Source organism: Nostoc sp. MS1 (assembly GCF_019976755.1).
Taxonomy (GTDB): Bacteria; Cyanobacteriota; Cyanobacteriia; order Cyanobacteriales; family Nostocaceae; genus Trichormus.
The window spans coordinates 2,999,730-3,023,954 of the sequence record NZ_AP023441.1; the positions used below are offsets into that span (position 1 = coordinate 2,999,730).

Below are 24,225 nucleotides of genomic sequence, written 5' to 3' on the forward strand. Positions count from 1 at the left end.
CACAAATACACACAGATGAACACGGGCGTTCATCTGTGGTGGAGATTCTTATCCTAACTTAGCGATCGCACTTTCCAACTCTTGCGCCAGCTTTGTCAGCTTCTCAGGAGAGTTGGTTTCTAAGTAAACGCGCACCAGTGGTTCAGTACCAGAGGGACGCAGCAACACCCAACTTCCTTCTTCCAAATACAGCTTAATCCCGTCCTTACGTCCAACTTCCTTCACTTTCACCCCAGCTACCTCGGAAGGAGGATTTTTTGTAAAGGAATCAATCACAGCATTTTTATGTGCTTCTGTCAAGTGTAAATCTAGACGATTGTTATACAAGGGGCCGTCAGCTTCCGCGATCGCTTCCTTGACTAATTGACTCAGGGGCTTACCTTCGTAGGCGATCGCCTCAGCAATCAGCATATCAGCTAAAACGCCATCTTTTTCGGGAATATGCCCAATAATACTTAAACCGCCTGATTCTTCACCCCCAATCAAGACCGCAGTTTCCCGCATCTTTTCCCCAATGTATTTAAAGCCTACTGCGGTTTCGTAAATGGTCAAACCGTATTTAGCGGCGAAGTTATCTAATAGGTGAGTTGTGGCTACTGTGCGGACGATAGCGCCAGTCTTGCCTTTATTTTTGATTAAATGGCGTGCCAGGACTAACAGCACAGTGTTGGGCGTGAGGACATTACCTAACTCATCCACAATCCCAAAGCGATCGCTATCCCCATCTGTCGCCAGTCCCAAATCTGCATGGTCGTTGCGGACTGCTTCAACTAACTCAACTAACTGTTCCCCCTTCGGTTCAGGCATTCCCCCACCAAAGAGAACATCGCGCCAAGTGTGGAAACTTTCTAATTGCACACCACTTTCTAGCAATACTTCATCTAAATAGCCACGGGATGTAGAATATAACGCATCATACTTGACTTTGAGTTGGGCGCTTTTAATTTTTTCCAGATCCAGCAAAGTGTAAATAAACTGGAGATAGTCCGGTTTGGGATCGAAAGTAGAAATCGAACCTGATGGCTTGCCAGATGGCAATTCATCCGATGCACTTTCAATATTTGCCACAATAGTATCAGTAATTTCTGGAGTGGCAGGGCCAGCATAATCAGGGATATATTTAATTCCACAGTATGGTGCTGGATTATGACTAGCCGTAAACATTAATGCCCCAGCCGAATTTAGGTGACGGGCGTTATAAGCGATTACTGGTGTGGGGCAATCCCGGTCAGTAATTTTAACATTCCAGCCCAAGTCCGCCAAGACTTGAGCTGCTGTTTGGGCAAACTGATCAGCTAAAAACCGCGTATCGTAGGCAATTAAAACAGGTCTATCTTTTGTGTAGGCTGTTTCTAAATAACTTGCGATCGCTCTTGTCACTTTCCGCACATTGGGAAAAGTGAAGTCATCGGCAATAATGCCTCGCCATCCATCAGTACCAAACTTTATCTTGCCGGAATTACTACTAGCGCTCATGTCTGCCACTTTCTCCCATTTATTTGAACTGAACACTATTAGGAAGCTTCCCGCAAAGCGTGCGTAGTCGCAAGCATCCTTCACCGTATTTTTTCTCACTGCTCTTGACCAATGTCAACCCCCGAACGACTGTTTGTTAGTTATCACCTCTGGTCTTTAGTTGCCCCAGCTATAGGGCAAGAACGTTGGCATTGCCAGATGAGACGGGGGTTTATCAAGGCGCGTCAACATGAGCCACAAGTCAAAGCACTACTAGGGAATGCTACCGCACCTCAGCGAATAGGTATCCTTGCCCAAAAAGGCGTTTATGAGTTTCATCATAATCGACATTTGTTAACACGCTCAGATGGAGTTGAGCAAGTAGCGCGGCTGTTGAAATTAAGTAACGCTACAATTCAAGTTCAACAAAGAGTGATACAAATTCTGAAGAAGTATTACAATTCACCTTTATTGTTGGGCAAAAAAATTCTGCAATTAACTCGCGGTGATGAAGGTTTTCCCAAGCCAATTTTAATTGAGCAGAAAGATGATCGTTTTCGCTTATATGCAGCGATGGACTGTGTTTTCATTGAGTCAGACGATCGCCATACTCTGCATATTTTAGATTTTAAGACTGGTAAAGCTGCTTTTGATAAAAGGCAAGCCTTAGTTTACTTATTAGCTGCTCATTACCTTTACCCAGGTAAAGAAGCTGTAGCATCATTTTATAATTTAGAACTCTGTCAAGAATCAGAGTTGATTAGTCTGAAGAGAAATGAGTTAGAAGATTTAAAGCTGGAGCTAATCAATATTGCTAAAAAGCACTACGAAGACGTACAACAGTATCAGGATGCTGCTGAAAATTTCAGTGAGATATTCCCACCCAATCCTGGTTATCACTGTCGCTTCTGCCCCTTTCAATCAATTTGTGAGTTTTCGGCTCAACCTTCTCAAGTACAATCTTCACCAATTATCAAAACTAATAGTAGTCAATAAAGCACAGCTTATAAACTAAAAAAATTTTAAAACTAAATTAAATCCTTGTGGGGTGGGCATCTTGCCCGCCCCAATTATACAAAATATTACATTGAACCTTTCTGCATTACTTCTTGGAGATGATTACGAATTTCTTGTGCTTGCTCAATATCAGACTGACGCAATTTTTGAAATAAATCTACACAAGGCTTAGAGTTAGCGGCTTGTGCATCTTCAATGTATTTATCATAAGCTCTCACCGCTTCCGCTTTGCTTTGTAAAACGGTGATAAAGTCGTACTCCAAGTTACTAATAGGTTGTTGAGAATTTCTGTTAGCTGTAGTCATTTATTCACCCTCCATTTAGGTCTTTAACTCATTTCTACTGAACCTTACACAGTCATTCATCCATCCAAAAGGGTAGAAAAAAGTACATAGGAGGGGGGTGGTAATTTATAATTCGTAATTCGTAATTCGTAATAGCCTACGGCATCTCTAAACGCCTACTTAATTCTTAATAAAGTGATAACTCTTGTCGGATAGGTAAAATACCTCATCTACAAGAGCTATCTTTTAATTCAGCAAACCCATCTTTTTGAGTTTTAAATTGCTATGGAGTTCCTACTGCCCCAGAGTAGACTAAACCACGTTGCAAATCCATAGTGAGAATTGCTCCATCACGAATGACTTGCGTGGCTTTCTTCACACCCACAATTACCGGGACACCAAGGCGTAAACCAATTACGGCTGCATGACTGGTTAAACTTTCATCCTCTGTAATAATGCCGCCTGCTTTGCGAATTGCTTCGACAAAATCTGCGCCAGTGCGGGGTGCAACCAAAATATCACCAGTGTTAAAGTTACTTACATCCAAACCCTTGTGAGCTACCCTAGCACAACCGCTTACCAAGCCTTGTCCTAAGCCAATTCCTTGACCTAACACGGCTGTCACTACTTCCACTTTAATTAAATCTGTCGAGCCGGATACCCCTTGCAGCGTTCCCGCCGTCATCACCACCAAATCGCCTTCAAATAGCAACTTATGCTCTTGCGCGACGTTAATGGCGGCTTGGAAGGTTTGACCAGCAGAGGGTAATTCTAACACCAGCAAAGGTTTCACGCCCCATACCATTTGTAGTTGCCGTGCGACGTTAACGTGGGGTGTTACTGCCAAGATTGGTGTATGAGGACGGAATTTAGAAACGTTGCGTGCTGTCGCCCCTGTTTGGGTGAGAGTCATAATTGCGGCTGCTCCCAACTGTTCGGCAATTTGCCCTACAGCTTGGCTGATAGCGTTGGGAATAGAACGGCGGTTATCGCGCAGTTGACGTAATTTGGTCGCAGTATATTCTTCCTGCTCGATGCGTTCAGCAATTCTAGCCATTGTCGCCACTGCTTCTACTGGGTAGCTACCCACAGCCGTTTCGTTAGAAAGCATCACCGCATCTGTACCATCAATGATGGCGTTGGCTACGTCAGAAACTTCCGCGCGGGTGGGACGGGGGTTGCTCACCATGCTGTCCAACATTTGGGTAGCAGTGATGATAGGAATCCCTAAGCGGTTGGCTGTGGCAATTAAGCGCTTTTGCAGTACAGGCACATCTTCTGCTGGTAGTTCTACCCCTAAATCGCCTCTAGCCACCATTACGCCGTCGCATAAAGCAAGAACAGCTTCCATCTGTTCGATCGCTTCATGCTTCTCAATTTTGGCAACTACTGGCACTTGTTTACCAGTGCTGGAAATCAACTCTTTAATTTCAATAATGTCCTGGGGGTTACGGACAAAGGAAAGCGCTATCCAATCAACACCCTGGTCTAGACCGAACATCAAGTCCTCGCGGTCTTTGTCGGTCATGGCTTTAATTGATAGGTAAACGCCGGGGAAGTTTACGCCTTTGTTATTCGATAACTTACCCGCTACAGTTACCCGACAATGTAAATCGCCTTTGTCGCGGTTGATTTCTTCTACCAACATTTCTACGCGACCATCATCAAGCAGGATTTTTGCGCCTACAGGTACTTCTTCTGCCAAATACTCGTAGGTGACGCAGCTGATTTCTTGAGTACCGACAACGGGGCGATTTGTCAAGGTGAAGCGATCGCCTTTCGCTAAAACTATAGACCCGTTTTCAAACTTACCCAAGCGAATTTTTGGCCCTTGCAAATCCTGGAGAATTGCCACTGGCTGATTTAGTTCAAATGCGGTTTGCCGAATTAGGCGAATACTACGCTGATGATCGGCATGAGTACCGTGGGAAAAGTTGAGTCGCAACGTTGTCGCACCCGCTTCAATAATTGCTTTCAGCATTTCTGGGCTGCTAGTGGCGGGGCCAATTGTGGCGACAATTTTTGTCCGGCGTACAGAATCTCTTAATTGCATAGGGGCTGATTCTAGGGAGCTATCTAGTGAGTCATAGTAAATTAAGGGGCTTTTAGTTTTCCGTCACGGTTATATCTGTGACGCAAACAATCCGAAATGTTATGGAACTATCAGACAGACTTGATATGTTACACCAATCTGGGTTCCATCCTGCTGTAGATAGAATTTCTTACATCAAAATTATTCGTTAAGCGGATAGCACACCCTACTCATCAGCTAAGATTTAGGTCTTGTTTGGAATCATAGCGCCATTCATCTACACCTCAGCATAGATATTAGATAAAAATTGCTATACAAAACCTTACAAAAATTTATTATCCACTAATATTTATCGTATATTTGTAATGTTTGATCAAAGAGGAGACAGTAATGCTCACATTGGAGGCACAGCAGCCACTGAAAGTCCCACCCAAGGAATTTTTAGCGCCTCCTGGTGATTTTAACCCCACGATGCTGTTATTTTTGGCATCTGTGGTGATGTTGGTGTTATCTAATTTTGGTTACTGGGTTTGGGAATGGCCGCATTGGTTGTGCTTTAGCGTTAATACTCTGGCTTTACATTTTGCGGGAACTGTAATTCATGATGCTTGCCATCAATCTGCTCACCGCGATCGCCTAATTAATGCCATGTTAGGTCATGGTAGCGCGTTGATACTAGCTTTTGCATACCCAGTCTTTACACGGGTGCATTTACAGCACCACGCCCACGTTAATCATCCCAAAGACGACCCAGATCATTACGTCTCTACAGGCGGGCCACTATGGTTAATTGCTGTGCGATTTCTATACCATGAGGTATTTTTCTTTCAACGCCGACTATGGAAGAAAAATGAGTTATTAGAATGGTTTATTAGCCGTCTAATTGTTATCACAATTGTTTACATTTCTGTTCAGTATCACTTTTTGGGTTACATTCTCAACTTTTGGTTTATCCCCGCATTTATCATTGGCATCACATTGGGGCTATTCTTTGATTATCTACCTCATCGGCCTTTTGCAGAACGCGATCGCTGGAAGAATGCCCGTGTCTATCCAGGAAAGCTGCTAAACATTTTAATCATGGGTCAGAATTATCATCTAATTCATCATTTATGGCCTTCAATTCCCTGGTATAACTATCAGCCTGCATACTATAAGATGAAGCCGCTTTTAGATGAAAAAGGCTGCTACCAAACTTCAGGATTATTGCAGAAAAAAGACTTTTTTGAGTTTGTTTATGACATCTTTTTAGGAATTAGATTTCATCATCATCAGGAATAGAATACTGGCATCAAGCACTTTTTTATTAAAGCTTGAATCATGTCATTGATGTGTTCAGTCTGACGAACAGAGAGACTTATATTGATAAGCCTTACTTTGGCTATGAAGGTATGATCAATATGATGGAAGTCATTGCTAACTATTGGGAAGGGAACGAGCTTTTCGTTCTAAACATATCCACTGAACTTAGGCAGAGGGCAATCGCTTTATAATAGAGTATGAGAAATAAATCTTCATCATGTAAAAAATATGACACACTCTTCACCCGAAAGAATTGTGAGACGTGGGAGAGTATTCCCCGAAATTCAGTGGACAAAAGCACAAAAAGCCCAAGACAAAGCCAGAAGACAAGCATTTTATGAGCGTTGTTGGGCGATTTTTGAACGTTTAAAACCAGAAATTCTAGATAAATATTATGGCTGGTATATTGCCATTGAACCTGATAGCGGCGATTATTTTATTGATCAGGATAAAGAAGTAGCCAGTAAAATGGCTAGAGAAAAATACCCTCAACTTATTCATCATATTTTTGGCATTAATGAAACAGGTGTTAGTGGCAGAATATGATTGAGGGTAGATTTGGAGAATATGGACAAATTTATTTTGAAATAGATTTAATTGGTGGGGATGACTTGAGTTTTCCTGTAGAAACGATGTTAGATACAGGATTCACTGAGTTTTTAGCTATGAACAAACAAGATTTAGAGAGTCTTGATTGGCAGTTTTTAAATCAAGATAAATTGAGAACTGCTCAAGGAGAAACTGAATTTGATGTTTATAGAGGTAGAGTAATCATAGATAATCAAGAATGGGAAATTCCTGTATTTGCTGGAAATGAAATACAGGAAATTTTATTAGGTTCTCGATGGTTGAAATCATTTATTTTAGTTGCTGATTATAGTCAAAATAGAGTTACATTAGAGTACACGTAAAAATTACCATCGCCCCATCTTCTGTAAATTTTTTAATCTGGGCGATCGCGTCCACAATCTTATTTGAAAGATACTCAGAAAGTGAGCCATTAAGTAATTTGAAGAGTTATAGGTTCAGGAATAGATACGCCTTCTGTTTCCCAAGCTTTCAAGTACATTTCAATTACTTCTTCGCCGTTATGTATTGCTTCTTCAAGAGTTTTACCATGAGTGCAAGGCATAATAACGCGATCGCTAAACTCTGGAATTGTTACTAAGAACAGCTGATCTTCATCAGACCATTGAATAATCATGCTGTATTGACTCATGTACTTTTTATCTCTAGTTGCTTCTCATCTTTTCTATTCTGCAACGCCGATTTTCTGAGCAATGATATAAACATGCTTTTCTGGATATTGGTCATATTCAACATGGCGACAAGTGCAGTTATGCTCAGTGATAATCCGCAGGAAAGTATCTACACCTAAAGTGCTGTAATCAAAATCCTGTCCTTGAAATGAACCAGAAATTTCACCGCTTGTATGGCTACCGCCACAGGTAAAGATAAATACTCCCCCAAGTTCTAACGCATCGCATAGCTTCCTCGTCATCGGTTCCTGCATGTTTAACGGTAGATGAAAAGTGCTATCCCAAGCAGAAATTAAACTGTAAAGTTTTGGCGGAACCCAATGACAGATATCTTCTCTGTAAAATGTGACTTCTGGATGTAATTGCTTGGCTAGATTGATCATTTCTGTTGAAATATCTAGCCCTTCAACCTGAAATCCATGCTGGCATAAAACGCGAATAAAACGTCCAGCACTTCCGCAGCCGATATCAATAGCTGAGTTTCGTCCAGAAGTAAATTTAATAGCCCGTTCTAATTGTGCAATCCCGTATGATGAATCTTGATGCTGAGTCTGCCACCATTTGGCGATTTGATCATATCGAGCGGCTGTATCATTAGGATTCATAAGACTGGGTTACTAGCTAAAAGGCAGGAAGCTAATAAATTCAAAATTCAAAATTCAAAATTCAAAATTCAGATTTTCCTTGCACATAGCACTCAGCACTCATCACTCAGCACTCAGCACTCTAAACTTTTGACTCTATTACTTGTGATGCTTGTAGCGCCTGGGGGAAACTCCAATCGGGACGTAACTTTGTAGCTTCGCGCAGATAAATATGATGAACAGAAACGGAGGCTGGGAGGTAGGCGTGGATTAAGAAGCGGATGCAGCGCTGTAAACTACCTTCAACGTGCATTTGCTGGACATCTAACATAGCTACATTATCCCAGCCGGGGCGGGGTCTGGCGATCGCAGCTGGAAAAATCGCATCTAAGTCTCGCGTTACTGAAAATGTCACGCTAATCATCTCCTCTGGCTGGAGTTGGTTTCGTCTTTCGAGTTCGTCAAGCAGTTCACTAACCGCTTCCCGGATAGCTTCCACTGTATTTTCAGAAACGGTTGTTGCTCCACGAATAGCACGCAATCGCCACTCCACGCCAAAATCCTCCTTAAGTGATCATTATTCAATAGTCATTAGTCAACAGTAATTAGTCAATAATCTATATTTATTTTTGATTGTCTTTTTTATCTCCCTTTATTACGGTCTATACAACCAGAGTGGCAAACCACTGGTAGACATTTCAAACTCTAACCAGTCAATACTTGCGCCTAGTTTCGAGTAACTACGACTGCTTCCGTTTAAAACTCGACTCAATAGCGGTTTTCGTTCTTCTAAGGTGTAACAAGTTGTTTTTTCTGGGTCAAGACCTACTAGTTCTGCTGTCCAACGACGGGCTTCTTCTTCAGTTCCCAGTCGGTCTACAACTCCTAATTCTAAGGCTTGCTGTCCAGTAAATATCCGTCCATCAGCAAAACTTTTCACTTGTTCTACTGTTAAAGACCGCCCTTGAGCTACTGTTTCCACAAATTGCTGATAACTGGTATCAATCAATTCTTGCAGAATACCTTGTTCTGGTTCGGTTAATTCCCGGTCAAATGCCAAGATATCTTTGTAAGGGCCAGATTTGATGACTTTAAAGGAAACACCAATTTTATCTAGCAGCCGTTCTAGATTGTTTCCCCGCAGAATTACACCTATACTTCCCGTGATGGTTCCAGGGTTGGCGACGATGTGTTCTGCTCCCATACCAATGTAAACACCGCCTGAAGCCGAAATATTGCCAAAACTAGCGACAATCTTGATTTTTTCTCGTAATCGCTTTAATGCACTATATATTTCTTGGGAATCTCCTACTGTACCGCCAGGGCTATCAATGCGTAGTAGCAATGCTGGAAACTTTCTTTCTTCAACAGTTTTTAAAGCTTCTAGCACCCGCTTACGAGTTGCACTAGCGATCGCACCTGTAATTTCAATGCGAGCAATTTGTTTACGAAATCTTGACTTGAAAGGCCAAACCATGAGCAAATTAAAAACCTGATAATGATCTAAATATAATTTGTCTAGTGGTCAGATGTGTTAACTCCGCTCTATTAAAAAAACGAGCAGCCATGAGTCCACACCGAATTTTAACTATTTTTTTATGCTTTGTGTGGATATTTGTTTGCTATTCTTATCCCACAGGCAACAAATTAGAGCAGTCTAAATAGGTTTAAAAACTTAAAAAATAATATTCTAATTTTTGCTTTCTGGTAAGCCCATGCTCAAATTCAAACCTTTCATTGGCTGAATTTGTAGCATTGATTTATATATTCAATATTTATTTGAATAACTATTCAACAGTAAATATATAACTATTTCTATATCACCAAGTAAGTGTAGCTATCCTTTCGTTGGCGGGCATAAGAGGCTACTAGTTTTTTGTAGCTTATTCAGTTGTAAATTTTATTATAAAAACAATTAATACTAATTTAGTAATATAAATATTTGTTAAATCGAAAAGATAAAATATCTCCGAGGCGTAGAAGCCATAGTTAAATTTGCCTTTGTGAATTTTGGAGGATTTAGGAATCTAAGCGTAAAATTTGATAGCGGTAGTAGACATAGGTATCGAACAGCGCACCGACGAAACTACAAGTCATGCAAATCACTAAAATGCCATGCAAAGCAGAACCACTACCAAAAATGCTCAAGAAATTAAAGATAGTATTTGCGATCGCCTCAGTTACACCTCCTAAAAGCGGAACATAGCCACCCAAAGACAAGAACAAGAGTACAGCACCGATCAAACATAGAGGTGCTGCAAAGCTAAAGATGATCGTCAATACCAAGGAACGAAGAAAATTGGTAAAAATAGTCATTTGAGATAAGCTCCAAGATTAAGTGAAAAATAGCCGAACAGCTACTTGTCCTCTTTCTACAATACGTGCGATCGCTTCTCAACAGCCAAGTTGTCAAAAATCTTAAGTTTTCATTAAAAAAGTAGGTTACTTGTTACACAAGTGCTGTGAGTGCAAAATCACATAACAATCTCTAAAACCCTTGTTAAATAAAGCTTATATTTCAGCCTGTCAAGAAGTTATCACGTTTAACGTGTTTATGCAAAGCAATATATCCTGAGAAATTTATTAAGCAAAGTTAATATTTGCCACAAGATCAAGGTGTAACAACAGTTGACCGTTGACTGTTGACTGTTGACTATGGACTAATGACTAAATGACCAATGACTAATTACAAATGACCATATCTAAATCCAGCTTAGGAACATGGAGTCAGCGATTGCTGGCGGCAACATTTCTAGGTGGACAAGCCATAGTTCACCTACTCAGGGGTAAAATTCACTGGCGTAATACTACAGAACAAATGGCAGCCGTAGGGCCAGATTCTTTATTCATTGCCCTGTTAACAGCAGTTTTTGTTGGTGCAGTTTTTACAATTCAAGTCGCACGGGAGTTTATTAACTTTGGCGCGGGGAATCTTGTCGGCGGAGTGTTAGCAGTCGCATTAACCCGCGAATTATCACCAGTACTCACAGCCGTAGTATTGGCGGGGCGTGTTGGTTCTGCCTTTGCCGCAGAAATTGGCACAATGCGAGTGACAGAACAAATTGATGCCATGTTGATGCTCAAAACTGACCCAATTGACTATTTGGTCATTCCCAGGCTACTGGCTTGTTTTATCATGCTGCCCATCCTAACAATCTTGTCCTTAATTACCGGAATGTTAGGAGGATTAATCATTGCCACAAACTTATATGGACTCTCCGACACAGTATTTTTAGATTCCGCCCGTAATTTGTTGGGAAGTTGGGATATTTGTAGCGCCATGATCAAGGCTTGCTGCTTTGGAGTATTAATCGCCATCATCGGTTGTAGCTGGGGTTTAACAACCACAGGTGGAGCCAAAGGCGTAGGACAATCAACTACAACAGCAGTCGTTACAGCCTTATTAATTATTTTCATCAGCAACTTCTTCTTATCCTGGGTAATGTTTCAAGGCACTGGTAGCGCATTTGAGCAAGGATTTTGAGAATGAGGAGATGAGGGAGTAGGGAGTAGGGAGTGGCTGACAGGTGTAGGTTTTTTACAATTAGGAGGAATTGAAGCAAAAGAAATCGTCAACAGGAGTATGAGGAAAAGCACTCCAACTGGGAAGATGAATAGGAAGATGGTTGAGTAAATCAGCAATCAGGGTCAACAGGCCTAACAAAAAACAAGAAATCTGACGCTGAGGATGAAGGTGGAAAGGCTGAGAAAAGACAACATGTCGAGGTGGAAGTTGTTCGAGAGTTGGGGGAGAAGATTGATTTTCCGCTTCGCCCCCCAGCATCACCATCCAAAGAGTGGCAACAGCGATGGCTAACCACAAACGTTCAGCACGTTGTGGTGAGAGCAAACGAGTATGATGCCAATCCCAACCATCTCCTTTGACATCCCGATAAACACATTCTGTAGAAGGACGTAAACCGTACCAGAGTGCAGAGGCGCTCGTGGGTTCAAGGTCAGTCAAAATCAACCAAGGGTCTTTGTAACCAAAATCCCAACGGGCAAGCAATGTACATTCAACGGGATTGGTGACAAAGCAAATAATTCGACCTGACCAAGATGTTCCAGGGGTACAAACCACATCTTTTAGTGGATGCCATGTATTCCCAGATGGCAGGCGATAAGTTCCTTGATGGTTAATACGTAAAAACGGATGCCAGCCAGCAGCCACAATCAATTCATACAACCAACAAGCATACAGTCCTCTGTCAGCAGTGACTATGACATCAAACTCAGTTGGGATGGCATCTTTGATTGCTGTGAGCAGATTGTGCCAATGCCCTTTCCAACTTCCTGGCTCATGTGCTTTGACCACACACCATGCTATCGGGATTCCACAACCCGCCAAGAGTATGTTTACTGATAAGACTACAAACTTATTGCCGATACTGGTTGCGTCTAGTGCTAGCGCAATACGCTTGATATTGGTAGGTAGCAAACTGATCACCCATAACAGCAATGGCGCAAAACAACTACTTACATCTAGAGTCCGACGATGAAGCCCTTTTTTGGCAGAGGCTTCCTCATACCATTCTTTTAATCTTTGACGTACTGTATTTGCCTTTTCTGAGTTGACTTGAGCTATGAATTTTGACACTTTGCTCAAGCTACTTGATCTTGTCATCACTATGCCAAAACTCCATGTTGCCAGCCCTACCACTTGTGGTAACGTCAGATGTGGCATTTTCTGTGACACTATATTTGTCCATTGTTTGAGGTACTCATTTTTCAGCATTTGAGCCTCTGTTTCACTTTGTCAGTCTGCTTTTATTTTCTGTCAAGCGTGAATGAATGCTCACACTCTTGTAAAAAACCTACACCTGTCAGGTAGGGAGTGGGGAGTAGGGGAAGATGAGGAAGCAGGGGGAGCAAGGGAAAAACGATGAACTGTGGACTAATGACTAATGACTAATGACTAATGACAACTGACAACTGACAAACTCCTAAAATAAAAAGAGTGTCTACTAAAATAGGATGAGAAACTGTGACCAGTTCAATTTTGCGTAACTCCACCGCCACTGTGGAACTTAAACCTAGTTACAATATCCCTGTAGTGTTGGTGATTGTGGCTATTCCACTATTATTGGTACAGCCTTGGGTGGGGATTGTATTTGCTCTTTTGGGTTTATTTCTTTTGTTTCAAACAGTCAGCTTGCGTGTGCAGTTTACCGCCACTGACTTTGACCTTTACAGAGGGAACAAACTTCTTCGCCGCTTCCCTTACCGAGAATGGCAGAACTGGCGCATTTTCTGGGATGTATTTCCCGTTTTGTTCTATTTTAAAGAAGTTAACAGCATTCACTTTTTACCAATTCTATTTGACCCCAAAACTCTGAAAGCTTGTTTAGAAGAGCGTTGTCCACGTATTTAAAGAGGAAGATGAGGGAGAAGTTTTTGAATTTTGAATTGATTCCTCCCTATTCCCCTTTTCAAGTTAGACTGAGAACTTAGAAATTTTCATGCAGCTTATACAGTAAATTTTTGAAAGCTATATTATTTGCATCTTAGGAATCGCACTATAGTTTATGAACCCTGACGAATCTCAAACTCCAGAACCGATTGATGAGTGGTTGGAGCAAATACAACAAGAAAACCCTAAGCTGGAAAATTCAGAAGGCTCATCTGGAGAGACAGTTGGGGAAATCGCGGAACAAACACCATCGGTTGAGCCAGAATCAATCTCAGACAATGTAACGATAGAATCAACAGATGATTTTGTTCGGCAGCTAGAAACAGAAACTACTGCACTGGGTTCAGAGTTAGCATCAGAATCATCAAATAATTCGCTATACACACAAGCCGAACAACGGCTTGCCGAACTGCAAAGTACAGAGGTAACGCTGAAAGAAGAAATAGCCAAACTGCAAGCTACATACACAACTCTGCAAGGGCAAATTAGCGATACTCAAACGGCATTGGGAAGAATTGTGCAAGAGTCGTTAGCACAGCTAGAACAACGCAAACAAGCATTGCAAATTTCTGTAGAACAGTTAGAACGTCGTCAAGAACGCATCCGTAATGAGATGCGGACTACTTTTGCTGGTACATCTCAAGATTTGGCAATTCGGGTACAAGGTTTTAAAGATTATTTGGCAGGTAGTTTACAAGATTTGGCATCCGCAGCCGAACAACTGCAATTAGTCCCAGCCGTTGTTGAAAGAGAAAAACCACCAGTTAAGGAAAGGGAACCTAAACCTACAGAACCCCAAGCAGGTACGCCACAATTTGCTCAACAGCAGTTTCAAGATACAACAAAGCAAATTCGTCGTTTAATTGACCAATATCGGAATAAACCAGATTATTACGGCCCACCTTGGCAACTGCGTCGCACCTTTGAACCAGTCCACGCTGAACGAGTTGCTAATTGGTTTTTTAATCAAGGTGGAAGGGGTGCTTTAAGAACTATGGGTAGCCGCTTGCAAAATATTTTAATTGCTTCGGCGGCAATTTCCATATTACATAAGTTATATGGCGATCGCGTCCGTACTCTAGTTTTAGCTAATACACCAGAGCGTCTAGGTGAATGGCGGCGAGGCTTACAAGACTGCCTTGGTATCGGTCGGCCAGATTTTGGTCCAGATAGAGGCGTTGTATTATTTGAAGCACCTGAAGCTCTAGCACAAAAAGCCGACCGTCTAGTCAAAGCCAACCAATTACCCGTGATTCTCATAGATGATTCCGAGGAGCAAATTAGCCTAGCATTACTACAGTTTCCTCTGTGGTTAGCTTTCGCTCCCGACCCTAAAGCTATGAGAAACTTTGACGATGATTTTTAAGTTAGTTATTAGTTATTAGTCATTTGTCATTTGTCATTTGTGAGATCGCTAATGTTGGGCGATCTCACAACAAAGAAGATTGGTGAACAATATATATTTAATAATCAAGTTTCTTCTATCAATTTTTTATAATTCAGGCACCAGGGGCAACCGACGTATACGGATACGGGTTGGCTCAACTGTTACCGCTACACCCTGGTTTAGCTCATCTGCACACTCATTAATAACTTTTCTTAATAAGTCAGTCAACGCTTGAGCGCGTAACCTTTCAATACGAATACGAATTACCGATGGAGAATTAGCCTCATCAATGGCTAACAACGTGTGAAAGTCAGCATCAAGTGTGATGATGATACGTCCTGCCTCTCTAGCTATTTGAATAATTTCCGTATCTTCGGCAGTGGATAGCCCAATCTCAGAAACGTGAACTGTATCAATTCCTACACTTTTTAACAATCCTGCGGCAGATAATGGTAATCCCTGATCAAGCAACAGTTTCATTGGAGTTAGGTAATTCAATAATGCGATCGTCTAAATAGGAAGATGCGAAAATGAGGGCTTGCCGAATGTCTTCATCTTCTAACTCTGGAAACTCTTGATGCAGTTCTTCTCGATCTGAATAAATAGTTAGTAATTCAATAACCCGTCTAACTGTAAGGCGAAGATTACGAATGCAGGGTTGTCCATTCATCCGGTTAGGATTACTAGTAATACGATCTAATTTCATATTGATAAACCTAGCTCTAGCATTTGTTTCAACTCCTTATATAGTTCTGGAGTTTGAGAACTATTGATTTTTCTGGCTTAATTACGCTTTCACCTTTGCATATTTTATAACTTTAACAATTTAGAAAATAGAAGATTATGGTAAACTTTTTCTGCCTTTTCATAAGGTTAAACTACCATAGCTTATGAATGGGTGTGAATACCCATTCATAAGAGTTCCGATACTCAATCCTCAAGAACTGCTGTTAATCACGTCTAAATAAACCAAATATAGGGCCGAGAATTATACCGAAAACAAAACCGCCAATATGCGCCCAATAAGCCACCCCTCCTGATTCTATAGTCATGTTGGCAGATGCTTGTAAACTAGCAAGACCAGAAATGACATTTTGAATAAAGAAAATGCCAATAATAAATAGTGCGGGAATGCTAATTGTAGTAACGAAGAAACCCAAAAAGACTAGAGTTGTCACCCTCGCTTGAGGAAAACGAATTAAATACGCACCCAGAACACCAGAAATTGCACCACTAGCGCCTAAAGATGGGATTGTGGAATACATGCCAATAAACCACTGACATGCGGCGGCTAAAGCACCACAAGCTAAATAGAAAATCAAATATTTGAAATGTCCTAGACGTTCTTCAATATTGTTGCCAAAAACCCAAAGAAACACCATATTTGATATCAAGTGCCACCAACCACCATGTAAAAACTGTGATGTAAATAATGTTGGCCACTCAACGCCTAAATTAGTGGTTAACTCTTGAGGTACTACTGCATACTGGCTGAGAAACAGATTTAACTGTGCATTAGATAAACTCACTTCGTGAAGAAAAACTAAAACGTTCATCCCTATTATCCCGTAAGTGAAATACGGGGTGATTCTGCTCGGATTTTCGTCGTAGAGGGGAAACACTGGTGTTTTTCCTAATGATTTATAATTGCAATATAGCTTGAATAGCTTGTCGTTGTTTATTCTAGGTAATTAGACTTATAGTATTGGCGTATCTAAACTAAAATAGTGTATTAGGGAAAAATATGAATCTTAATCATCTGCGTTTATCTGCGTTCAATTTTTTCTTAATCTAATCCAACATGTTAATCTAGACATTCCACTAGTATATATAATTTAAGTGCAACTTACTCCTTACAAGCAATTAGAAAACCATAAATTTAAAACAGCGAAACCATCGCAGAGATAACAGAATTAGCTGCTTTATTTTGTTGCTTTTGGTTGAAAAGTAAATTATTTGTTTCAGAACCTATACTTTGAGAATGAGCTAGAATCAACTCATCTCTTTGCTGCCAAATAGAGAATATTTCTTGTCTACCATCAGCAAGGCTTTCTGGCGATATTTGGTAAACGTCATTCTCTCTTTTTAACTTTAAGCCTAACAAATTTAACAAACGGCTCAAAACTTTAATTACTGTAATTCTTTCTTGACATCTAATAAAGTCAACACCCAAGACTCTTTTAATTTGCTTACTATGTTGGAATACAACATTTTTTAACCAGAGTAAGTCAGAGTCGATTTCAGTAAATTTTCTCTCTGTTTCAAGGAATTGCTGCATACCTAACGCTCTCATTGCTTCAACTTTTAAAGTATAGGTTTTTAAATCTGGCAAGAACACTTTACCATTGCCCCAAGACAATTGCTGATGCCATTCTTGTTGATCTCTAATTTGAAAGTACTCACTTTCATGAGTCAGGTAGTAATGAATTAATAATTGAGTGTAATATCCTTGGTCATCTCTTAACTTTAGCTGGGGAGTGACTAATACCCCATACTTTTGCCAAAGACTATATTTCTGCATCTGATTACGTTCATTATCTGTTAAAGAGTGCTTGGCACATAGATGATCGTATTCTAAATAATCAATATCTTTAGCATTAGCTACATTAGTTGCTGAAGTTAGTTGATTTTGTTGTTTAATTTTCTTAATTTGACGCTTAATCTCTTTACCCTTTTGTCGCTTCTCTACCCAATCATTTTGTACTTTGACAATTTCTAAAACTAACCTTTGGCGTTCTTTGATATCACTTGGTTCAGTAGCTAGGAATGCCAACCGTAAATCTCGAATAATATTATTATGAACTGCATTACTCCGCAATCTGATTTGATGTCCGTCAGCAGTTAAACCTTCTTCTAGAGATTGACGATAAAGGCGAATAGAAGCATTTACTCTGGCAGACATTTTAGCCCATGTTCTTAAATGAATAGGGTCATAAACTAATGGCAAATCTACATCTATTTTATGTAATGGGCTTAGTAAAGCTAGATTTTCTTTTTGATTTTCCTGATACCAATCAGATAGTAATCGATAGTTGGTGCTACCACTACCAATTAAACCAATTCCTCGTTTAGCACACCAGACAATTCTGGGTATATTATCTCTAACCCTAGCTAATGCTTGTCGTGCTTCTGCATCTGGTATCACACCCTGAAAAATGCCATACACTCGGTCAAAATGCTGCACATCAATACTAATACCTGTCCCTAAACTGGGAGTAACAAAGACGGTATTATATTCGGTAATTTTTTGATTAATGGCTGCCACAAAATCGACGGCTGCATGACCAGGAGTGCTAGTTGTATGACTATTAACTACTAATGTTTTCGGAAATTCATATCGCAGCTTTTCTAAACGTTCTTTGAGATAACGCTCGATGGTTTCACAGCTATAACGTCCAGAGCGGCTATCAGTAGTTACGTAACATTTGCGTCCTGCTAGTAAATCCAATTCTAACTGCTGAATTAAAGGAATAGGATTAGGAGAATCGTAAAAAGTTACCTCCCAACCACGTTGAGGTTTCCATTGATTTACTACTACCCAAGGTGTTATTTTGCAGCCTGATAAACCTTGTAAATATTCTAAAGATACATCTGATAAGTCAGCATCTTGGGCAATTACTAATCCACCTGTAGCTAAAACTTGAGAGATTAATTGCTGGAATATCTTTAATATTTTTACGCGCTTGTGTTTACAAGTATTACTGTTGAGGAGATGCCATAATGACTGCTCAACTTCATCTAAGATAATTATTGCTCCTCGCCAATCTTCTGGCTTAAGTCTCCAAATGGAATCAACGCATAAACCTAAAGATTGATTATTGAGATAGTTTACCCATTTGCTATCATGTTCTAACGGTTCTGGATTATTTAAACCCCATTTAATACCAATTTTCTCACACAAAAAACGCCCTAATTGGATTCGGTGAGTAATTAATAATACAGGTCTATTAATACTTTTCGCTTGCTGTACAACGCTTTTTAATGCAGTTGTTTTACCTGTACCTTTGGCTGATTTGACCCCAACTAATCCAGAATTAGGAAAAGCTATTTCTCCTAAGTATGGACGATTAACTGTAATGGTAGGTTGAATAGTTAATTCGGTGTGGGGTTTGATTTGAGCAAGGTAAATTTCTAAATCTACGCTTTGACGATAAATCTTTTCAAAATTACTTACACCTTTAGCAACTATAAATTCATCTACGCCCTTTTCTGCACCGGGCAATTCGATTACTTTTACAGGGCATTTTTTAGCTTGAAATAAACAACCTAGTTGGGAAATAGCATTACTAACAGCAGCTATCTTTCTTGGTTGAGTTTCATAATCAAAACATATATAAAATGGGCGTTTTGTTGTAGTAAAAGCAGCTAAGTCAGGAATTAATTGCCGACTGATGACTTTGCCAAATTTATCTTTGACGACTCTATAGCCACTGGTAATCCCCGGAATTGCGATCGCCACATATCCTTGTGATAATAATGTGGCAGCTTTCTTGGCTCCCTCGCAAATAATCACGGGTATATTTCGCTCTATCACCCATTGCCAAAAGCCTTCCGCCTCACCTTGGGAATTAACTGTGATATCTTCAGGTATAGGGCAATTGTAACGCTGGCAAACTTGCTGCCATATACCCAAAGTTACCCGCAGACAAAATATCCGCGTTGCTGTACTGGGAGGATGTTCATATTTGATGGACTTGCCATTTTGATTTGTTCGCGGTTGGTTTGGCTTAAAACATCCCCATTCCATAGCCTGCCAATTGTTGAGAGGATCTAACCCAGAACACCACCAACCTCCGACTGTGACATGGTTATAACGCTCTAACCAACCACTTTTCACCATACCTGTATTAGTCCGAGGTAAGTGTTCGGAAATCAATAGATGCTCATAAGCGCTTACGCCTTCAAGAGAACTAAAGTTAAGCTGTGCAAAGTGTAATTCTATACCACTACTGTTGACTAATTCTTCCTGGTGTTGTGGGTGTAAATCTAGCAGACGCATGGGGAAAACCGCGAACGGAATTAAGACGAATTTAAAACTTAGCACGCCTTCACTAGTTTGTTATGGAAGAAAAATCAAAAATTACTTATTACTAATATTACTTCGTTGTGTGAAACACATCGGTATAAGTGTCAGTGATTGATTTTGTCAGATCCCATTGCTCAAGTAATAAATTTGTATTGTAATATTTATGCCAATTAAATTTTATATTTCAGTAATTTTTCTAAAATAGATGAACTAGCATAGACTTATAAGCTTTGTCAATTAAAAGTTTTGCAAAAATTGAGGATTTTGAGGATTTTTGCAAAATTTATTTTTTAATACAGAAAATTAGTATTTTATTACTGATGTGATTTAATAAAATTCTTATAAAATAAACTGACAGAATTATTGATACTTAAGTAAGTTTTAGATATTTGCGTAAGACATTTTACGAGGGATGAGGCGGCAAGCTGTATAATATCCCGTGATTTGATTAACGCCGATACAGCACCCGCAGCATGAAAAGTTTCAGGAAACATAGGTTTTATCAGGGGCTAAAAACCACCGTAATTACGCTGATGGTGCTAAGTATAGTGTTTGTAGAAATTTTATCTTATACTATACGGCATTCTTTTCCGCTAGAAGATGGAGCGATCGCCATACCTGCAATCAAATCTGAAGTTACCATCAAACGCGACCAATGGGGAATACCCCACATCTACGCCAGCAATTCCCATGATTTATTCATGGCGCAAGGTTACATTCATGCCCAAGACCGTTTTTGGCAAATGGACTTTTGGCGACATATCGGTTCGGGAAGGCTGGCAGAAATTTTTGGTGCGTCTCAGGTAGAAACTGACAAATATCTGCGGACGATGGGCTGGGTGAGGGTGGCGCAACAAGAAATTGAGCAGATGGATGAGCAAATGAAGGCGAACTTTCAAGCCTACGCTGATGGTGTCAACGCTTATCTGCAAAAGCATCAAGGTAGTGCCTTGAGTTTAGAGTATGCCCTATTGCGATTACTTAATCCTAGTTATCAACCAGAACCTTGGCAAATCTTACACTCCCTAACTTGGGGTAAGGTGATGGCTTATGATTTGGGGCGGAATTTTCAAAGCGAAATCGAACGGACGGTTTTACTGAAAACCCTTACTTCTGCTGAAGTAGAGGAACTTTTTCCACCCTATCCTGAGAATTTGCCAGTCATTTTGCCAGAAACTTCAACAAACACTTCAAAAAAGACACAAATTATCGCCTCTGTAATTGGGGAAGTTAAGGAAATTGCCCCCATTTTACAATCTATTAACGCACCAATCAAAACACTCGAAAAACTCATTGGTTATACAGGTGCAGGAATTGGCTCGAATAACTGGGTAATATCTGGTGAGCTTACAGCCACAGGTAAGCCAATATTAGCTAATGATCCTCATTTGGGTGTACAAATACCTTCTATTTGGTATGAAGTGGGATTAAATTGTATAAAAAAGACTGCCAATTGTCCCTACGAAGTAAGCGGTTTTTCTTTTGCGGGTATGCTGGGGATAATTGTTGGACATAGCGATCGCATTACTTGGGGTGTAACAAATACTCAAGCCGATACTATGGATTTATACATCGAAAAAATTAATCCCAACAACCCCAACCAATATGAAGTCAATGGCAAATGGGTAGATATGCAGCTTGTTCCAGAAACTATCAAAGTTGCAGGAAGCCAGCCAATTGTGCAAACAGTACGCTACACCAGACACGGGCCGATTCTTTCAGATGTGTCACCAAACTTAAAACAGTTGAATCAAAAATCAACTGATAACTTACCAAAAAATTATGCTGTAGCTTTGCGATGGACAGCTTTAGAACCATCACAATTAGCATCATCAATTCCTCAAATAAACAGCGCCCAAAATTGGCAAGATTTCCGCACTGCTGCCAGTAAATTCGATATTGCTACGCAAAATTTAGTTTACGCTGATATTGCAGGGAATATTGGCTATCAAATGCCAGGAAAATTTCCTATCCGGGCGAAGGGAAATGGACGTTATCCTGTTCCCGGATGGACAGATGAGTATGAATGGCAAGGTTATATTGATTTTGCAAAGTTACCTCAAAGTTTCAACCCATTCGCAGGTTATATTGCCACTGCTAATAATCCAGTTGCTCAAGAATATCCATATTTAATTACTACAGATTGGGTTTATGGGTATCGAGCAAAACGAATTGTTGATATGATATCCCAGCAAAATAAACCTCTTTCTATAAATGATGTGCAACAGATACAGGGTGATAACTTTAATTTGAATGCTCAGAATTTAGTACCAATACTGCAAAAAATATCATTTGATAATCCTCGCTTACAAGCAGCACAAAAACTACTACAAAATTGGAATTTACAACTAGAAACTAAATCATCTGCGGCTGCTTTATTTGAAGTATTTTGGAAACATTTATTAGCAGATACATTTCATGACCAATTACCAAAAGAATATTATCCAGATGGTGGTGATCGCTGGTATGCTGTCATGCAAAATATTATCCAGCAACCTAACAGTAATTGGTGGGATAATCGCCAAACCAAAGAAGTAGAAAACCGCGACCAAATATTCCGTCAAGCCTTCACAAAAACCGTAGATGAACTAGAACGCCTCCAAGGCAAAAATCACCAATCTTGGAATTGGGGAAACCTGCACACCATCACCTTTCGTAACGCCACCTTTGGTAAATCAGGCGTTGCACCAATCGAGGCTTTATTTAACCGGGGTTCCTTCACCACGACTGGTAACGGAGAAACCATAAACGCCAACCGTTGGAGAGCAAATAAATCCTTTGAAGTAACTGATATCCCTTCACTAAGGATGATTGTAGATTTAAACAATCTCGACAACTCCATAGCTATTCACGCCCCTGGACAGTCAGGTCATGCTTTCCATCAACACTATACTGACATGATTGACCCTTGGCGCAAACTCGAATATCATCCGATGCTTTGGTCACAGCAGACAGTAACAGCGAACACGACGGGCAAATTACAGTTAATACCTGAATAAATAAGTTGATTGGCGGTTAATAATCATTAAATATCTAATTATTCACCCGTGTTAATATTCTCTTGAACTAAAACCCTAATACATCCACCGGAGGATACCCAATATAATTGTTCAACAAGCATATCTTTCCTTTGTAACAATCTGGTTATAATTATTTTCCATCGTTCTTAGAAATCTAACTTTATTCAGCACGGTATTTATATGGGACGCGCTCGTTCTAAATCTGACCTGCCCACAAAAATCTGTCCGGTGTGTCAACGTCCCTTTACATGGCGGAAAAAATGGGAAGATTGCTGGGACGAAGTTAAATATTGCTCAGAACGTTGCCGCCGTCGTCGTTCTGAGGCTAAAACTGAGGGCTGAATCAGTTAACAGTTGACTGACACACCCAATATTCAAACTAAGACGCAAATAGCGCAAGGTATAAATGAAGTCACAGGTGCAACCAAAATTAATTATTCACGGGGGAGCAGGTAGTTCTCTCCACGGCAAAGGCGGATTAGAAGCAGTGCGGCAAACGCTCCATGCAGTAGTAGAAGAAGTCTACACTCTACTGTTGTCAGGAGTGAATGCTTCTGTAGCAGTGGTGCGGGGTTGTCAACTGTTGGAAGATGAACCCCGCTTCAATGCAGGTACTGGTTCGGTGCTGCAATCTGATGGGCAAATTCGCATGAGTGCTTCCATTATGGATGGCGCATTAAGCCGCTTTAGTGGTGTGATTAATGTTTCCCGCGTCAAAAACCCCATTGATTTAGCGCAGTTTTTACAAAATTCACCAGACCGAGTGCTGTCAGATTTTGGCGCAGCCGAATTAGCCAGGGAAATGCAACTTCCCAGTTACAACGCCCTGACTGAATTGCGGTTACAAGAATGGATTCAAGAACGGCAAGATAATTTTAAAAGAACAATGGCCGGGGTGATAGCAGAACCAGAACTATTAGAAACAAGTAACGCTGGACGCGGAACTATCGGCGTAGTAGCTCTAGATGTTAATGGTAAATTGGCGGTTGGTACTTCTACAGGTGGTAAAGGTTTTGAACGTATTGGGCGTGTAAGTGATTCTGCTATGCCTGCGGGTAATTATGCAACTAATCATGCAGCCGTCAGTTGCACTGGCATCGGTGAAGATATTATTGATGAGTGCCTAGCACCAAAAATTGTCATTCGTGTCACAGATGGATTATCTCTATTAGAGTCGATGCAGCGATCCTTTGGTGAAGCACACGAAAACCAAAGAGACTTCGGTGCGATCGCCTTAGACGCAACTGGCTCGATCGCTTGGGGTAAAACTAGCGATGTGATTCTCGCCGCTTTCCATGACGGATACAAAATCGGCGATACATTAGAACTGCCCGGTGGTACACAGGTAGGGTGTACAAGTTAGAATATAGGGAATAGGGCATTTTTTCCAACTCTCTACATTCTCTAGAATAGATATTTTGGTAGGGGCGTAAATCTGTACGTCCCTAC

Annotated in this window: 23 protein-coding genes; 10 read left to right on the top strand and 13 right to left on the bottom strand. The window is 40.5% G+C overall.

What is annotated here, in order from left to right:
- Positions 1–48: 48 nt before the first annotated feature.
- On the bottom strand, positions 49–1,476 hold the full coding sequence (locus NSMS1_RS12995; RefSeq protein ID WP_224095223.1) for a phosphoglucomutase/phosphomannomutase family protein: 1,428 nt from the start codon (positions 1,474–1,476) through the stop codon (positions 49–51).
- Between the two features lie 111 nt (positions 1,477–1,587).
- On the opposite strand from NSMS1_RS12995, the gene NSMS1_RS13000 reads away from it, so the two are divergent.
- On the top strand, positions 1,588–2,451 hold the full coding sequence (locus tag NSMS1_RS13000) for a PD-(D/E)XK nuclease family protein (protein WP_224093789.1): 864 nt from the start codon (positions 1,588–1,590) through the stop codon (positions 2,449–2,451).
- Between the two features lie 86 nt (positions 2,452–2,537).
- Here NSMS1_RS13000 and NSMS1_RS13005 read toward each other — a convergent pair whose 3' ends face one another.
- Together NSMS1_RS13005 and pyk are read right to left on the bottom strand one after the other, a co-directional pair.
- The gene (locus NSMS1_RS13005; RefSeq protein WP_224093792.1) at positions 2,538–2,777 is read right to left on the bottom strand and encodes a hypothetical protein; all 240 of its coding nucleotides are present in this window, start codon (positions 2,775–2,777) and stop codon (positions 2,538–2,540) included.
- A 262-nt stretch (positions 2,778–3,039) separates the two neighbouring features.
- Positions 3,040–4,809: a pyruvate kinase gene (pyk, locus tag NSMS1_RS13010; RefSeq protein ID WP_224093793.1), complete on the bottom strand. Its 1,770-nt coding sequence runs from the start codon at positions 4,807–4,809 to the stop codon at positions 3,040–3,042.
- Positions 4,810–5,178: 369 nt separating this feature from the next.
- Here pyk and crtR point away from each other — a divergent pair, with 369 nt between their 5' ends.
- The 3 genes from crtR (at position 5,179) to NSMS1_RS13025 (ending at position 7,001) form a co-directional block, all read left to right on the top strand.
- Positions 5,179–6,069, top strand: coding sequence for a beta-carotene hydroxylase (crtR, locus tag NSMS1_RS13015; protein WP_224093808.1), 891 nt, complete (start codon positions 5,179–5,181; stop codon positions 6,067–6,069).
- 249 nt (positions 6,070–6,318) lie between these two features.
- Positions 6,319–6,636 (top strand): hypothetical protein, encoded by a 318-nt coding sequence (locus NSMS1_RS13020; protein ID WP_224093811.1) that lies wholly within the window; start codon positions 6,319–6,321, stop codon positions 6,634–6,636.
- The gene (locus tag NSMS1_RS13025) at positions 6,633–7,001 is read left to right on the top strand and encodes an aspartyl protease (protein WP_224093814.1); all 369 of its coding nucleotides are present in this window, start codon (positions 6,633–6,635) and stop codon (positions 6,999–7,001) included. Before NSMS1_RS13020 ends, NSMS1_RS13025 begins: the two co-directional genes overlap by 4 nt.
- Before the next feature lie 89 nt (positions 7,002–7,090).
- On the opposite strand, the gene NSMS1_RS13030 is transcribed toward NSMS1_RS13025, so the two are convergent.
- The 5 genes from NSMS1_RS13030 to NSMS1_RS13050 form a co-directional block, all read right to left on the bottom strand.
- Positions 7,091–7,309 carry a type II toxin-antitoxin system HicB family antitoxin gene (locus tag NSMS1_RS13030; protein ID WP_224093817.1) on the bottom strand — a complete coding sequence of 73 codons (219 nt, stop codon included), beginning with the start codon at positions 7,307–7,309 and terminating at the stop codon, positions 7,091–7,093.
- A 33-nt stretch (positions 7,310–7,342) separates the two neighbouring features.
- Positions 7,343–7,954, bottom strand: a complete 612-nt coding sequence (locus NSMS1_RS13035) for a class I SAM-dependent methyltransferase (protein ID WP_224093818.1) — start codon at positions 7,952–7,954, stop codon at positions 7,343–7,345.
- Positions 7,955–8,075: 121 nt separating this feature from the next.
- Positions 8,076–8,486 carry a chorismate mutase gene (gene aroH / locus NSMS1_RS13040; protein WP_224093821.1) on the bottom strand — a complete coding sequence of 137 codons (411 nt, stop codon included), beginning with the start codon at positions 8,484–8,486 and terminating at the stop codon, positions 8,076–8,078.
- 102 nt (positions 8,487–8,588) lie between these two features.
- Positions 8,589–9,410: a signal peptide peptidase SppA gene (sppA, locus tag NSMS1_RS13045; protein WP_224093823.1), complete on the bottom strand. Its 822-nt coding sequence runs from the start codon at positions 9,408–9,410 to the stop codon at positions 8,589–8,591.
- Between the two features lie 542 nt (positions 9,411–9,952).
- Complete coding sequence (locus NSMS1_RS13050) at positions 9,953–10,249, bottom strand: hypothetical protein (protein ID WP_224093824.1); 297 nt, start codon at positions 10,247–10,249, stop codon at positions 9,953–9,955.
- Between the two features lie 376 nt (positions 10,250–10,625).
- Here NSMS1_RS13050 and NSMS1_RS13055 point away from each other — a divergent pair, with 376 nt between their 5' ends.
- Positions 10,626–11,417 carry an MlaE family lipid ABC transporter permease subunit gene (locus NSMS1_RS13055; RefSeq protein WP_224093826.1) on the top strand — a complete coding sequence of 264 codons (792 nt, stop codon included), beginning with the start codon at positions 10,626–10,628 and terminating at the stop codon, positions 11,415–11,417.
- A gap of 60 nt (positions 11,418–11,477) precedes the next feature.
- On the opposite strand, the gene NSMS1_RS13060 is transcribed toward NSMS1_RS13055, so the two are convergent.
- Positions 11,478–12,668 (bottom strand): transposase, encoded by a 1,191-nt coding sequence (locus NSMS1_RS13060; RefSeq protein ID WP_224085836.1) that lies wholly within the window; start codon positions 12,666–12,668, stop codon positions 11,478–11,480.
- Positions 12,669–12,917: 249 nt separating this feature from the next.
- Between NSMS1_RS13060 and NSMS1_RS13065 the strand changes: the two genes are divergently transcribed.
- Positions 12,918–13,304 (top strand): DUF3119 family protein, encoded by a 387-nt coding sequence (locus NSMS1_RS13065; RefSeq protein WP_224093828.1) that lies wholly within the window; start codon positions 12,918–12,920, stop codon positions 13,302–13,304.
- A 154-nt stretch (positions 13,305–13,458) separates the two neighbouring features.
- Complete coding sequence (locus tag NSMS1_RS13070) at positions 13,459–14,709, top strand: DUF3086 domain-containing protein (protein WP_224093830.1); 1,251 nt, start codon at positions 13,459–13,461, stop codon at positions 14,707–14,709.
- A 126-nt stretch (positions 14,710–14,835) separates the two neighbouring features.
- Here the strand turns inward: NSMS1_RS13070 and NSMS1_RS13075 are convergent, their stop codons facing one another.
- The 4 genes from NSMS1_RS13075 to NSMS1_RS13090 all read right to left on the bottom strand — a co-directional run bounded on the left by NSMS1_RS13075 (position 14,836) and on the right by NSMS1_RS13090 (position 19,729).
- Positions 14,836–15,210: a DUF5615 family PIN-like protein gene (locus NSMS1_RS13075; protein ID WP_224093832.1), complete on the bottom strand. Its 375-nt coding sequence runs from the start codon at positions 15,208–15,210 to the stop codon at positions 14,836–14,838.
- Positions 15,194–15,436: a DUF433 domain-containing protein gene (locus NSMS1_RS13080; protein ID WP_224093839.1), complete on the bottom strand. Its 243-nt coding sequence runs from the start codon at positions 15,434–15,436 to the stop codon at positions 15,194–15,196. The genes NSMS1_RS13075 and NSMS1_RS13080 overlap by 17 nt, the downstream gene beginning before the upstream one ends.
- A 244-nt stretch (positions 15,437–15,680) precedes the next feature.
- Positions 15,681–16,352, bottom strand: coding sequence for a rhomboid family intramembrane serine protease (locus NSMS1_RS13085; RefSeq protein ID WP_224093840.1), 672 nt, complete (start codon positions 16,350–16,352; stop codon positions 15,681–15,683).
- 257 nt (positions 16,353–16,609) lie between these two features.
- Complete coding sequence (locus NSMS1_RS13090; RefSeq protein ID WP_224093843.1) at positions 16,610–19,729, bottom strand: plasmid replication protein, CyRepA1 family; 3,120 nt, start codon at positions 19,727–19,729, stop codon at positions 16,610–16,612.
- A gap of 500 nt (positions 19,730–20,229) precedes the next feature.
- On the opposite strand from NSMS1_RS13090, the gene NSMS1_RS13095 reads away from it, so the two are divergent.
- From NSMS1_RS13095 to NSMS1_RS13105, 3 genes are all read left to right on the top strand, one after another.
- Positions 20,230–22,755 (top strand): penicillin acylase family protein, encoded by a 2,526-nt coding sequence (locus NSMS1_RS13095; protein WP_224093845.1) that lies wholly within the window; start codon positions 20,230–20,232, stop codon positions 22,753–22,755.
- 201 nt (positions 22,756–22,956) lie between these two features.
- A complete protein-coding gene (locus NSMS1_RS13100) occupies positions 22,957–23,118 on the top strand; it encodes a DUF2256 domain-containing protein (protein ID WP_224093847.1) in 162 nt (53 codons plus the stop codon).
- Positions 23,119–23,182: 64 nt separating this feature from the next.
- Positions 23,183–24,139 (top strand): isoaspartyl peptidase/L-asparaginase, encoded by a 957-nt coding sequence (locus NSMS1_RS13105; RefSeq protein WP_224093849.1) that lies wholly within the window; start codon positions 23,183–23,185, stop codon positions 24,137–24,139.
- Positions 24,140–24,225: the final 86 nt, after the last annotated feature.